This window comes from Enterobacter sp. P82, from assembly GCF_037053385.1.
Taxonomy (GTDB): domain Bacteria; phylum Pseudomonadota; class Gammaproteobacteria; order Enterobacterales; family Enterobacteriaceae; genus Enterobacter.
This window is the reverse complement of the sequence record NZ_JBALHX010000001.1, coordinates 1,601,652-1,614,870: the sequence shown is the minus strand read 5'-3', so window position 1 is coordinate 1,614,870 and position 13,219 is coordinate 1,601,652. Positions and strand designations below refer to the sequence as shown.

Annotated in this window: 12 protein-coding genes; 5 read left to right on the top strand and 7 right to left on the bottom strand. The window is 53.4% G+C overall.

Annotation, left to right across the window (positions count from 1 at the left end; all coding sequences use genetic code 11):
- Positions 1-59 precede the first annotated feature (59 nt).
- A complete protein-coding gene (gene yeaG, locus WB237_RS07565) occupies positions 60-1,994 on the bottom strand; it encodes a protein kinase YeaG (protein ID WP_028018993.1) in 1,935 nt (644 codons plus the stop codon).
- Between the two features lie 431 nt (positions 1,995-2,425).
- Between yeaG and WB237_RS07560 the strand changes: the two genes are divergently transcribed.
- Positions 2,426-3,172, top strand: coding sequence for a MipA/OmpV family protein (locus WB237_RS07560; protein WP_028017180.1), 747 nt, complete (start codon positions 2,426-2,428; stop codon positions 3,170-3,172).
- 78 nt (positions 3,173-3,250) lie between these two features.
- Here the strand turns inward: WB237_RS07560 and WB237_RS07555 are convergent, their stop codons facing one another.
- Both WB237_RS07555 and gapA read right to left on the bottom strand, forming a co-directional pair.
- The gene (locus WB237_RS07555) at positions 3,251-4,135 is read right to left on the bottom strand and encodes a D-hexose-6-phosphate mutarotase (protein WP_336211991.1); all 885 of its coding nucleotides are present in this window, start codon (positions 4,133-4,135) and stop codon (positions 3,251-3,253) included.
- Positions 4,136-4,210: 75 nt separating this feature from the next.
- Entirely contained in the window at positions 4,211-5,206 is a 996-nt protein-coding gene (gene gapA, locus WB237_RS07550) for a glyceraldehyde-3-phosphate dehydrogenase (protein ID WP_014831506.1), read from the bottom strand.
- A gap of 341 nt (positions 5,207-5,547) precedes the next feature.
- Between gapA and msrB the strand changes: the two genes are divergently transcribed.
- Together msrB and WB237_RS07540 are read left to right on the top strand one after the other, a co-directional pair.
- Positions 5,548-5,961 (top strand): peptide-methionine (R)-S-oxide reductase MsrB, encoded by a 414-nt coding sequence (gene msrB / locus WB237_RS07545; protein ID WP_028017182.1) that lies wholly within the window; start codon positions 5,548-5,550, stop codon positions 5,959-5,961.
- A 41-nt stretch (positions 5,962-6,002) separates the two neighbouring features.
- Positions 6,003-6,275, top strand: coding sequence for a YeaC family protein (locus WB237_RS07540; RefSeq protein ID WP_336211988.1), 273 nt, complete (start codon positions 6,003-6,005; stop codon positions 6,273-6,275).
- Between the two features lie 51 nt (positions 6,276-6,326).
- Here the strand turns inward: WB237_RS07540 and WB237_RS07535 are convergent, their stop codons facing one another.
- The 4 genes from WB237_RS07535 to sppA all read right to left on the bottom strand — a co-directional run bounded on the left by WB237_RS07535 (position 6,327) and on the right by sppA (position 11,339).
- Positions 6,327-7,580: a glycoside hydrolase family 18 protein gene (locus tag WB237_RS07535; protein ID WP_336211986.1), complete on the bottom strand. Its 1,254-nt coding sequence runs from the start codon at positions 7,578-7,580 to the stop codon at positions 6,327-6,329.
- A gap of 170 nt (positions 7,581-7,750) precedes the next feature.
- Positions 7,751-8,392: a bifunctional nicotinamidase/pyrazinamidase gene (gene pncA, locus WB237_RS07530; RefSeq protein ID WP_336211984.1), complete on the bottom strand. Its 642-nt coding sequence runs from the start codon at positions 8,390-8,392 to the stop codon at positions 7,751-7,753.
- 9 nt (positions 8,393-8,401) lie between these two features.
- Positions 8,402-9,418, bottom strand: a complete 1,017-nt coding sequence (gene ansA, locus WB237_RS07525; protein ID WP_008500705.1) for an asparaginase — start codon at positions 9,416-9,418, stop codon at positions 8,402-8,404.
- A 64-nt stretch (positions 9,419-9,482) separates the two neighbouring features.
- Positions 9,483-11,339 (bottom strand): signal peptide peptidase SppA, encoded by a 1,857-nt coding sequence (gene sppA, locus WB237_RS07520; RefSeq protein WP_114978125.1) that lies wholly within the window; start codon positions 11,337-11,339, stop codon positions 9,483-9,485.
- A gap of 167 nt (positions 11,340-11,506) precedes the next feature.
- Here sppA and WB237_RS07515 point away from each other — a divergent pair, with 167 nt between their 5' ends.
- Together WB237_RS07515 and selD are read left to right on the top strand one after the other, a co-directional pair.
- Positions 11,507-12,058 carry an NAD(P)H nitroreductase gene (locus WB237_RS07515; protein ID WP_129324495.1) on the top strand — a complete coding sequence of 184 codons (552 nt, stop codon included), beginning with the start codon at positions 11,507-11,509 and terminating at the stop codon, positions 12,056-12,058.
- Positions 12,059-12,174: 116 nt separating this feature from the next.
- Complete coding sequence (gene selD / locus WB237_RS07510) at positions 12,175-13,218, top strand: selenide, water dikinase SelD (RefSeq protein ID WP_336211978.1); 1,044 nt, start codon at positions 12,175-12,177, stop codon at positions 13,216-13,218.
- Position 13,219: the final 1 nt, after the last annotated feature.

Genomic DNA, 13,219 nt, shown 5'->3' with positions numbered 1-13,219 from the left:
CATTTGCCAACTTGCATTTTGTAGGCCCGGTAAGCGCGAGTGCCTACCGGGCACTTGTTTTAAGACGATTTACGCACACGCAGATACCATTCGCAGAGCAGGCGAACCTGCTTGCGGGTGTAGCCTTTTTCCATCATACGGTCGACAAAGTCGTCGTGCTTTTTCTGCTCATCGGTTGAGGTTTTGGCGTTAAACGAAATAACCGGCAACAGCTCTTCGGTATTGGAGAACATTTTCTTCTCAATAACCGTGCGCAGTTTTTCGTAGCTGGTCCAGTTCGGGTTACGTCCGCTGTTATGCGCTCTGGCGCGCAGCACGAAGTTCACAATCTCGTTGCGGAAGTCTTTCGGGTTGCTGATCCCGGCAGGCTTCTCGATTTTTTCCAGCTCTGCGTTGAGGGATTCACGGTCAAACAACTGGCCGGTATCCGGGTCGCGGTACTCCTGATCCTGGATCCAGAAGTCAGCATAGGTGACATAACGGTCGAAAATGTTCTGCCCGTATTCTGAATAGGATTCCAGGTAGGCCGTCTGGATCTCTTTGCCAATGAACTCGGCGTATTTCGGGATCAGGTAGCCTTTCAGGAACTCAAGGTAGCGTTCAGCCTGTTCCTGCGGGAACTGCTCACGTTCGATTTGCTGTTCCAGCACATAGAACAGATGAACCGGGTTGGCGGCCACTTCCGCATGATCGAAGTTAAAGACGCGGGAGAGGATCTTAAACGCGAAACGCGTAGACAGACCGTTCATCCCTTCGTCGACCCCGGCGTAGTCACGGTATTCCTGATACGACTTCGCTTTCGGGTCGGTGTCTTTCAGGCTTTCACCATCGTAAACGCGCATTTTCGAGTAGATGCTGGAGTTTTCCGGCTCTTTCAGGCGCGACAGGATAGAGAAGCGTGAGAGGGTCTCCAGAGTACCGGGAGCGCAAGGGGCATGTACCAGCTCACTGTGGTTAAGCAGTTTCTCGTAAATTTTGATCTCTTCAGAGATCCGCAGGCAATAAGGCACTTTGACGATATAAACACGGTCAAGGAACGCCTCATTATTTTTGTTGTTACGGAAAGTCACCCATTCTGATTCGTTTGAGTGCGCCAGAATGATGCCGTTAAACGGCAGGGCGGAGATACCTTCCGTCCCGTTGTAGTTACCTTCCTGGGTGGCCGTCAGCAGAGGATGCAGCACTTTAATCGGTGCTTTAAACATCTCTACGAATTCCATGATCCCCTGGTTTGACCGGCACAGTGCGCCAGAATAGCCATAGGCATCCGGGTCGTTTTGCGCAAAGTTTTCCAGCTTGCGAATATCGACTTTCCCCACCAGAGCTGAGATGTCCTGGTTGTTCTCATCACCGGGTTCCGTTTTGGCGATAGCAATCTGTTCCAGAATGGATGGCCACACTTTCACTACGCGGAATTTGGTGATGTCGCCACCAAACTCATGCAGACGTTTTGCCGCCCACGGCGACATAATGGTGCCAAGATAACGACGCGGGATGCCAAATTCTTTATCCAGAATTTGTGCATCTTCCTGCGGGTTAAACAGACACAGCGGATGATCGTTTACTGGGCTGCGTTCCCCATTCGCACTCAGCACATAAATAGGGACGCGCTGCATCAGTGATTTCAGGCGTTCAGCCAGAGATGATTTACCGCCCCCAACCGGACCCAGTAAATAGAGGATCTGTTTCTTCTCTTCCAGACCCTGGGCGGCATGCTTCAGGTACGAGACAATCTGTTCGATGGCATCTTCCATACCATAGAACTCTTCAAACGCCGGATATCGGGCGACCACCCGATTCGAAAAGAGACGGGAAAGCCGGGGTTCCAGGGCAGTATCAACCATGTTTGGCTCACCAATAGCCATTAATAGCCGTTCTGCCGCATTGGCATAGGCACTGCGATCTTGCCGACAGATGGTAAGAAACTCCTGCAGTGTGAACTCTTCGTCCTTGGCAGCTTCATAGCGCTGGCGATAGTGATCGAATATATTCATGGCATGCCGTCCTTTCGTTTTTTAGCACAGGATAAGAGCCGTTCGTATGAGTAGTGGAGGCTCCCGGAAGAGAATCTCTCGCACCTCACTGCCAGAGCAGCAACCTGTGTGCCAGGTCAGACGCTAAGAACCGCAGGGTGTTCAGGAAAACTCTTCTTAAATTAAAGCGTAGATGGCATTTGCAAAACTTGCATGCCGATAAAATCTAATTTCAATGACATATCAATAACTCATCCAAAAATTTCCATTGCCGATATAAGTCATAAGGGCATTCTTCACATGGTGGTCATATAAATGAAAACGGCCTGTCATCTGAAAAATGAAAAATAACGGGTTAATCAAAGTGATTAGCAGGCAAAAAATTTGGGGAAGTACGGGTCTGGCGGTTACACTTCACCCGCTGATTATTTGACTACAGGAAAGAATGGATTGTGACCAAACTCAAACTTCTGGCATTAGGCGTACTCGCCGTAACCGCAGTTAGCACCGCACAGGCGGAAAGTCAGTGGACGGTTGGGGCGGGCGTTGGCGTCATTAACAGCCCATACAAACAGTATGACCGTGATCTTTACCCCGTTCCGGTTGTCACCTATGAAGGCGATAATTTCTGGTTCCGCGGTCTGGGCGGCGGCTATTATCTGTGGAACGATACGGCCGATAAGCTCTCCATCATGGCCTACTACGATCCGACGCACTTCAAACCAGGTGACAGTGACAGTCACGCCTTGCGTCAGCTCGACAAGCGTAAGAGCACCATGATGGCCGGTCTCTCTTATGTGCATAACACCCAGTATGGCTTCCTGCGTACCGCGCTGGCGGGAGATACACTGGATAACAGCAACGGCTTTATCTGGGATCTGGCGTGGCTTTATCGCTACACCAACGGTGCGCTGACCCTGACGCCAGGTATTGGTGTGCAGTACAACAGTGAGAACTACAACGACTACTATTACGGCGTCTCTAAAAACGAGTCCCGTCGTAGCGGTCTGAAAAGCTACAGCGCAGATGATGGTTGGGATCCGTACCTGGAGCTGACCGCGAGCTACAACTTCCTCGGTGACTGGAACGTATACGGTACTGGTCGTTACGAGCGTCTGAGCGACGAAGTGAAAGATAGCCCAATGGTCGACAAGTCCTGGGCGGGCATTTTCTCTGTTGGTGTGACCTACAAGTTCTGATTGTGCATTAATATGGTGCAGTTAGTGCATCAAAACGGGGCGCTTGCGCCCCGTTTGCTTCATGGTGGTGCAACCGGATTAACGCTTAACAATGCGAATGGTTTGCCCTAAACGAGATGGTTTTTCTTCGCTGGCTTTCTGCGGCGTCGTCACGCAAGCCGTTTCTACGCAGACGAATGTTTTGTAACCGTCGTCAGGTACGTCTGCCATGCTAACAGAAAGTGCCGGGCCTGGGTTCCAGCCCACCACGTCGCTGTGATGGTGGTGAACAACTTCAATCCCGCGATTCAGCGCGCTGTCGTGGATCACGCTGCAGGCTTCCGGGTGCTGATATACGCGGTCGGTACGGTCAGGGAACGTTTGTACCCCGTCGCTGAGCTTGCCTTCTTTGGCGTTGTCCACTTTGTCGATAAAGGTATCGCCAAGACCGCTCACCTTCACTGCGTTGATATCACCCACGTTGAAATAGGTGTGCAGGGCAGAGGTGGTTTCGAACTCGCCATGGGCTTCCAGTTCAATTTCACAGCTTTTAGCCAGTTTAAAGCGGGCGTACAGGGTGAAATCGTGCGGCCAGAGGGCGCGGGTTTCATCGTTAGCCTGCAGCTCAAAGGTCAGCACTGCGCCGTTGTCATCTTCATTATGCGCTTTTAGCGTCCACTGCTGGTTACGGGCAAAACCGTGAGAAGGCAAACCCGGCTGCGCGGACGGGCCGAACCACGGCCAGCAGATCGGCACGCCACCGCGGATCGCGGCCCCTTTTTTGAAAGAGGTTGCATCACTCAGCCACAAACCTTCAACTTCTCCTTCTGGTTTCCAGGAGAGGAGGTGGGCGCCGTTCAGCGCTACGGCGGCTTTTACGCGCGGATGGTCAACGACGATAATATCGGCACCGTCGATCTGACGGCGGGAGAGCACAGGGGTAAGTTGTTCGACTACCGGAAGTGCAAAAATTTTATTAATCATTACGCAATCCTCTGTCTTTAAAGCAATAAAAAAGGCGACCGAAGTCGCCTTTTTGGATCAAGCACTCATCCCAACTTATTTGGAGATGTGAGCGATCAGGTCCAGTACTTTGTTAGAGTAGCCGGTTTCGTTGTCGTACCAGGATACCAGTTTAACGAAGTTGTCGTTCAGTGCGATACCAGCTTTAGCATCGAACACAGAAGTGCACACTTCGCCGTTGAAATCGGTAGATACAACGTCGTCTTCGGTGTAGCCCAGAACGCCTTTCATTGCGCCTTCGGAAGCAGCTTTGATTGCTTTCTTAATTTCTTCATAAGAAGCAGCTTTTTCCAGACGAACGGTCAGGTCAACAACGGATACGTTAGGAGTTGGAACGCGGAACGCCATACCAGTCAGTTTGCCATTCAGTTCTGGCAGTACTTTACCTACAGCTTTAGCAGCACCGGTAGAGGATGGGATGATGTTCTGAGCCGCGCCACGGCCGCCACGCCAGTCTTTGTGAGACGGGCCATCAACGGTTTTCTGAGTAGCGGTGGTCGCGTGAACAGTAGTCATCAGACCTTCGATGATGCCGAAGTTGTCGTTGATAACTTTAGCCAGCGGTGCCAGGCAGTTGGTGGTGCAGGATGCGTTAGACACGATATCCTGGCCAGCGTAAGTTTCGAAGTTTGCACCACGAACGAACATTGGGGTGTTGTCTTTGGAAGGACCAGTCAGAACAACTTTCTTCGCACCCGCGGTAATGTGTTTACGCGCAGTTTCGTCGGTCAGGAAGATACCGGTTGCTTCAGCAACAACGTCAACACCGATTTCGTTCCATTTCAGGTTAGCTGGGTCTTTTTCAGCAGTAACGCGGATGGTTTTGCCATTAACAACCAGGTGGCCGTCTTTCACTTCAACGGTGCCGTCGAAACGACCGTGAGTTGAGTCGTACTTCAGCATGTACGCCATGTATTCAGCGTCCAGGAGATCGTTGATACCAACGATTTCGATGTCAGAACGTTTCTGAGCAGCACGGAAAACAATACGGCCGATACGGCCAAAACCGTTGATACCTACTTTGATAGTCATATATTCCACCAGCTATTTGTTAGTGAATAAAAGGTTGCCTGTAAAATTACAAAAACCTTACGCAGCGTCAAGCGGAATCGTGTCAATCATTGCGACAAATCAATCCTGTGACTAACGTTTGTGCGACTGACTCGCCTCACTTTCCCTTTGAGCTTGCAACCAAATGGGGGCTGCGCCCGGGATTTTAAAGTCCTCACAGGATAAAAATGTGAACAAGATCACAATTGCCTGACCGCTTTTTCGCGACACATAAGTTTAGAACAAAAGTGCACGCAAGGGTGTTAATGTTTTGTTAGAATCCGGGTTAAAAGATGTCTGTTTCTACAGCGAGATGTAAGCATATGTCGAACCAACGTAACCCTGACGATTTGAAAAAAAACCTCACAGAAATGCAGTTTTACGTGACCCAGAATCACGGAACAGAACCGCCATTCACCGGGCGTTTACTGCACAACAAGCGAGACGGCGTCTACCACTGTCTGGTCTGCGATGCCCCACTGTTCAATTCCCAAACGAAATTTGATTCCGGCTGCGGCTGGCCGAGCTTTTATGAGCCGGTAAGCGATGACGCAATCCGCTATCTGACAGATTCCTCACACGGCATGGTGCGCACCGAAATTCGTTGTGGAAACTGTGACGCACACCTTGGTCATGTCTTCCCGGATGGCCCTCAGCCAACGGGTGAACGTTTCTGTGTGAACTCGGCCTCTATGAGCTTTACCGATGACGAAAACGGCGACCAGATCAAAGGTTGAAAAAACGATTCAGCAAATTATTCCTTTGAAAAGGAGAGATCGTGAATATTGATGACATGATTAACGGTATGACGCCGGAAATTTATCAGCGTCTGGTTACCGCCGTAGAACTGGGAAAATGGCCTGATGGCGTCGCGCTTACCCCGGATCAAAAAGAGAACAGTTTGCAACTGGTGATGTTGTGGCAGGCGCGCAATAACACGGATGCGCAGCACATGACTATCGACACCCAGGGTCAGATGGTGATGAAGAGCAAGCGCGAGCTGAAAGAAGACTTCGGCATCACGCCGAAGCCGATTGCGACCTTCAAATAATGCTCTCGGTGTAGGCCGGGTAAGCGCTAGCGCCACCCGGCACACTACACCTTAGTGTGGGATCCCGAGCGACTCCGCCAGCTGTTCCGCTAGCAGGTTTTCGTCGTCAGCCCCGTACTCCCAGAACATCGCCCCGGCGAGACCTTTCTCTTTGATGTAGTCCGCTTTGATCGCAACGGAACGCGGGTTCTCATACGAAATCGCAAACAGCGCGTTGCCATCGGTGCCCTTCACCGAGAGCCACGGCACTTTCGCCTGGTCGTCCCAGTGCTCGGTAAAACGCTTCTGCGGATCGTTCAACAGCTTCTTCACGATATCGTTGTACTTCACGTAGGTATCTTTGCTCAGGTCGTAGCCGAGTGACTTAAATAACTCGATCTCCTGAGCCCCAAAGTACGGCTGGGTGACAGGATTTTTTTGCGCATCCGGTTTGCTCCAGTCAATACCCGGTTCAACAGAGCGTTTCGGCACGCGGCCATAGAAGCCGATCCCAAGGTTCATTTGCTGTGGCTTTAACCCGGCGGCAAGATAGTTGTTCACCACAAAATCGACGCTGTACTTGTCTGCAGCAGCCACCGTCGGCCAGGCGCTGGAATCATACAGATTGGCGTTGAAGTACTGTGTACCGTACGCCATGTCATAGGTCATCAGGTTGATGTAGTCGAGCAGGGGCGCAATGGCTTTCACATCCACCCAGCTTTTCGGACTTTCCGCATTGGCGCCTACGGCAATGGTAACCAGTTTTTTGTGCCCGAAGGCGTCGCGCATCTCTTTCAGCAGGGCGGTGAAATTATCCCGGTCAGCAGGCGTGCTGGCAACCAGTCCCCATGCGCCGTTGACCGGATACTCCCAGTCGAGATCGATCCCGTCCAGACCGTATTTTTCGACAATCTCCTGTGCGGAGCGGATGAACACAGCGCGACTCTCTTTGGTTGCAGCTGCCCCCGAAAAACCACGCGCCCCCCAGCCGCCAACGGAGAGTAGCACTTTAAGGTTTGGATTTTGTTTTCGCAGGGCAGGGATCAGGGCCAGATCGGAAGCAACTTTTGGTGATAACCAGATCTGATGCAATTTCGCCGGATCTTTCAGGGCTGCGTTGGTTTCGTCTTTTTCATCGTTATAGACCAGACCGAACGAGTAGTTGAGGTGGGTGATCTGGCGAACGTCCAGTTTATTGATATCACCACCCGGTCCGGCGGTGACATCGCCACCCCCGTTAAAGTAGCCCACGGACATCAGGGAACTGGCGGAGGCAAGTGACGCGCAAAGCAAGGGTAATGCTGCCAGCAAGGGCAAACGTTTCATACAAGTTCCTCTTTGACTTAATAAAATTAACCACGCCACGGAAAAGGCGTGGCGAAAAAACAGCCTAAAGAGAATAGCATTGCCGCTTCGCTGAGGATGCGAGGGAGTTCACTTTATGGACGATCGGAGGGGGATTGCCGGGGGCGCTGACGCCACCCGGCTAAAAAGGCTTACGCCTGTGTTTCCAGCCAGTCTTCGAGCGTATACAGCGTCGCGCCTTCCGCTGCCATATCCATAAACGCCTGAGCGCTGTCCTGCGGTTGAATGTTCACCCCACGGCAGCCGTCGGTGATGACGCTGACGGTATAACCTAACTGGAGCGCATCCAGCACGGTGAACTTCACGCAGTAATCCGTTGCCAGACCCAGCACGATCAGTTCCGTGATTTCGTGGTGACGTAACCACCCGTCCAGCGCTGTTTTCTGGCGATGCCCGTTATCGAAAAACGCGCTATAGCTGTCAATAGTCGGGTTTTCCCCTTTATGGAACACCGCGTCGATGGCCTTCTGATTCAGGAGCGGATGCAACGCCGCACCTTCCGTCTGCTGCACGCAGTGATCCGGCCAGAAGGTTTGCGCCAGCCCGTCAAGTTCACCCTGGCTGAAGGGCTCTACGTTGTGCTGACTGGCAAAACTACCGTGATTCGCCGGGTGCCAGTCCTGGCTTGCGACAACCGCTTCACCGCGGGCTTTGCACCAGTCGATCAGCGTATTTGCCACATCAACCGTGCTGTCACCTTCGGCGACGGCCAGCGCACCGCCCGCGCAGAAATCATTTTGCAAATCGACCAGGAGCAGGGCGCGTTGCTTCATGAGACCTCCTTATTCGTCAGGCGTCAGTTCGCCGCGCAGGTTTTGCATCATCGCGCTGCGAATGGACTGAATATCCAGATCCTGACTCAGTAAATAGTGAAGTTTAGTCAGTGTTGCCTCAACGGTCATATCGAAGCCACTGATCACCCCCGCATGCGCCAGCGCGTTACCGGTGGCATAGCCGCCCATGTTGACCTTTCCGGACATACACTGGGTCAGGTTCACTACCACAATTCCGCGTTCGCTCGCTTCCTGCAACTCTTTCAGGAACTCGCCGTTCTGCGGCGCATTGCCCACGCCATAAGAGCGTAAAATCAGCGCTTTCACTGGCTGGCGCAGGAAGTTGCGCACCACGTCCGCAGAAATACCCGGGTAAATGGTGACTACGCCAATCGGTTGCGGAGTGATCGGATGCACAATCAACTCGCCAGCGGTGTTCGGTGCCGGAGGCGTTCCCAGACGACGGATATGAATACCGGCTTCCAGCAGTGGCTGCAGGTTAGGGGAGGCGAAGGCGTCAAAACCGTCGGCGTGGGCTTTAGTGGTGCGGTTGCCACGATACAGACGGTTATTAAAGAACAGCGACACTTCGTTAATCGGGTAATTCGCCGCCACGTACAGTGAATTAAGCAGGTTGATCTGCCCGTCGGAGCGCAGCTCCGCCAGCGGGATTTGCGATCCGGTGACGATAACCGGCTTGCTCAGGTTCTCCAGCATGAAGGAGAGCGCCGAGGCGGTAAAGGCCATGGTGTCTGTACCATGCAGGATCACGAAACCGTCGTACTGGTCGTAATGGGCTTTAATGTCATCCGCGATGTGCTGCCAGTCTTCCGGCGTCATGTCGGAGGAGTCCATCAGCGGCTCGTATTCGTGGATAGTAAAGTCAGGCATTTCCGGACGGTGGAATTCTGGCATCAACGCAAGCTGGCGCTGAAGGTGGCCGGAGACAGGGATATAGCCGTTTTCAGAGCGCTGCATACCGATGGTACCGCCAGTGTAGGCTACATAAATCGATTTCTTCTGCATGGTAGTGAGTTCTTGTTCTTCAAAAGAAAAAAATCCCCTCTTCACAGGAAGAGGGGACGGTTTTTTAACGGACGTTCGCGCAGGTCAGGCAAAACGCGTAACGACTCTGTGGATCATTAAAGGCCGCGAGTTTATCGCTTTCCGCTTTCATCGCTTTTGCTGCCGTCACGACCGGTGCAGGCAGATACGCCTGTAATGCCTCAGGCAACATGGCGCGAACCGAGCCGGACATACTGTTCATCACCAGATCAAAGAACGACGGTTCATCCTGGTAATACTCAACATGCCATTGCTTGAGCTTCGCCAGTTCAGCGGCTTTCTTCACCGCGTCATCGAAGTCGCCCAGACTGTCGACCAGACCGTTGCTCTTCGCATCCTGACCGGTCCAGACGTGACCCTGTGCAATCTGGTCGATCTGATCCGGCGTCTTTTTACGGGAATCTGCCACCAGAGTGATAAAACGTTTGTAGCCATTCTCAATACTGAGCTGCATCATCTCAGAAACTTCCGGCGGCAGGGATTTGGTCACCGACACATCCGCCAGCGGAGAGGTGGCAACGCCATCGGTGTGCACACCCAACGAATCCAGACTGTTTTCTACGGTGTTGATCACCCCGAAGATACCAATCGAGCCGGTCAGTGTGCTTGGGTTGGCCACGATATAGTTAGCGGGAGTGGAGATCCAGTACCCCCCGGAGGCGGCCATTCCGCCCATTGAGACGACGACCGGCTTGCCAGCGGCACGCGCTGCTGCCAGTTCAGCGCGGATCACCTCTGAAGCACTGACGCTGCCACCAGGGCTGTTTACTCGCAGGACAATCGCTTTCACTTTCGGATCAAGACGAGCATCACGGATTTGTGACGCGGTGGTATCGCCGCCCACATTCCCCGGCGTTTCCTGACCGTCCATGATGGCTCCGTTGGCAAACACCACGGCGACGCTGTCACCGCTGTCATCCGGTTTTTTCGTCGAGTAATCATACATACTGATGGCGCTGTAATTTTTGTCCTCTTTGCTCCAGCCAAACTGCTTGCTCAGAGATTTTTCAATCTCGGCACTTGTGCCCAGGGCATCAACCAGTTTGTTATCGAGCGCATATTTTGCGGTATCACCGTCAACCTTGCGCAGGCCTTCCAGCACGCCTTGCGCGCCAGGGAACACCTGCTCAGGCGTAATCTGGCGGTTAGCGGCAACGGTGCCCAGATAGTTCTGCCACAGCTCGCCAATCCAGCGGCTGTCCGCTTCACGGGCGGCTGGGGACATATCATCGCGAATAAATGGCTCAACGGCAGATTTATAGGTACCGACACGGAAGACGTGGGTGGTGACTTTCAGCTTGTCGAGAAGGGATTTGTAGTACAGACCATTGGTGGCAAAACCGTGCAGATCCACCGTACCCTGCGGAGAGAGCCAGATCTTATTGGCGAAGCTCGCCAGGTAATACTGCCCCTGGCTGTAGCTGTCCCCCACGGCAATCACCGGCTTGCCGCTGTCGCGGAATTCGCGCAGGGCTTTACCGATGTACTGCATGGATGGCTGATCGCCTCCGGCAAAATCTTTCAGATCCAGCACGATCCCCGTGATGTTACGGTCGTCTTTCGCCTGACGAATAGTATCAACAATATCGAACAGGGAGTTTTCCTGCAGGCGGTCTGATGTTGCGCCAAACAGCTGACGACTGATCGCCCCCAGACGGTTGCTGGTGGACGGTTTATCGACGATGACACCAGTGATATCCAGTAACAGCGCCCCGCGAGTCGAATGTTGCGCCTGATTCGCATTGCTGATGTGCATCCAGAGGCCCGCGCAAACCAGAACCAGGAAGATGAAAAAGATGTTCATCACCAGGTTGCGGACGAAGTTGAGCAGTCGCCACGTCCATTTAAAGAAACCGGCAAAGATTCGCCAAAGGGTTCGCATGTATTCTCCCTAACCAGAAAATGACTGTTTCCGTCGCCACTGGACGGTAATGTTGGGTTATCGTAATGACCCAACCGCCACTTGTCAGCAGGAATCGCCTGCCAGGCTGTAACAAAATCTGCCGCCGTGTTAATTTTGTGAGTAAATTTCAAGAAAGGAGTTAACCAATGGACGCTCTCGAACTGCTTGTTAACCGCCGTAGCGCTTCCCGTCTGGCCGAACCTGCTCCGGCAGGCGAGCAACTGGAGAACATTCTGCGTGCCGGCATGCGTGCCCCGGATCATGGCACACTGCAGCCGTGGCACTTCTTTGTGATTGAAGGCGAAGGTCGCGATCGTTTCAGTCAACTGCTGGAGCAGGGCGCGATTGCCGCCGGGCAGGATGAGAAAGGTATCGACAAGGCGCGCAGTGCCCCGTTCCGCGCGCCGATGATCATCGCTGTCGTGGCAAAATGCCAGCCAGACCATAAAGTGCCGGTCTGGGAACAGGAAATGTCCGCAGGCTGTGCAGTGATGGCGATGCAAATGGCTGCCGTCGCACAAGGATTTAACGGTATCTGGCGCACCGGTGCATTAACCGAAAGCCCGGTGGTCCGTGACGGTTTTGAGTGCGGTGAGCATGACAAAATTGTCGGTTTCCTCTATCTCGGCACCCCGCAGCTTAAAGCCTCCAGCACCATCAGCGTGCCGGACACCACGCCTTTCGTCAGCCGTTTCTGATAACGCACGCTAAACTGTCTGGATTCTGAGCATCTGCCGCAGAATTCAGACAGTCATACTTACCTCTTTATGGAATGAGCGCTACCATAGCGCGATTGAGATGACAGGAGACGTCCATGAGCGAGCAAACCATTCGTTTAACGCAGTACAGCCACGGAGCCGGTTGCGGTTGTAAAATTTCCCCGAAAGTGCTGGAGACCATCCTGCACAGTGAACAGGCGAAGTTTGTCGACCCGAACCTGCTTGTCGGCAATGAAACGCGTGACGATGCTGCAGTTTATGATTTAGGTAACGGCACCAGCATTATCAGTACGACTGACTTCTTTATGCCGATTGTCGACAATCCGTTCGATTTTGGGCGCATTGCGGCCACCAACGCCATCAGCGATATTTTCGCCATGGGCGGTAAGCCGATTATGGCGATTGCCATTCTGGGCTGGCCGATCAACACCATCCCGCCGGAAGTTGCCCGCGAGGTGATCGAGGGTGGGCGTTTTGCCTGCCAGCAGGCGGGGATTGCGCTGGCCGGCGGTCACTCGATTGATGCGCCTGAGCCTATTTTTGGCCTTGCCGTCACTGGCGTGGTTCCCACTGAACGCGTGAAGCGCAACAGCACTGCGCAGGAAGGCTGCAAACTGTTCCTCACCAAGCCGCTGGGCATTGGCGTACTCACTACCGCTGAGAAAAAATCCCTGCTCAAACCGGAGCACAAAGGGCTGGCAACGGAAGTCATGTGTCAGATGAACCTCGCCGGTGCGGCTTTCGCCAATATTGACGGCGTGAAGGCGATGACCGACGTGACTGGTTTTGGTCTGTTGGGGCATCTTTCCGAGGTCTGTCAGGGGGCGGGCGTGCAGGCACAGGTCTGGTATCAGGATGTGCCGAAGCTGCCGGGCGTGGAAGAGTATATTGCTCAGGGCGCGGTCCCGGGCGGTACGCAGCGCAACTTCGCCAGCTATGGTCATTTGATGGGCGAGATGCCTGAAGAATGGCGTAACCTGCTGTGCGATCCGCAAACCTCTGGCGGCCTGCTGCTGGCGGTCACACCGGAATCAGAAGCAGAGGTACAGGCCACTGCCGCCGAGTTTGGTATTACCCTGACGGCGATCGGTGAGCTGGTGACCGCGCGCGGTGGCCGACCGATGATCGAGATCCGTTAAT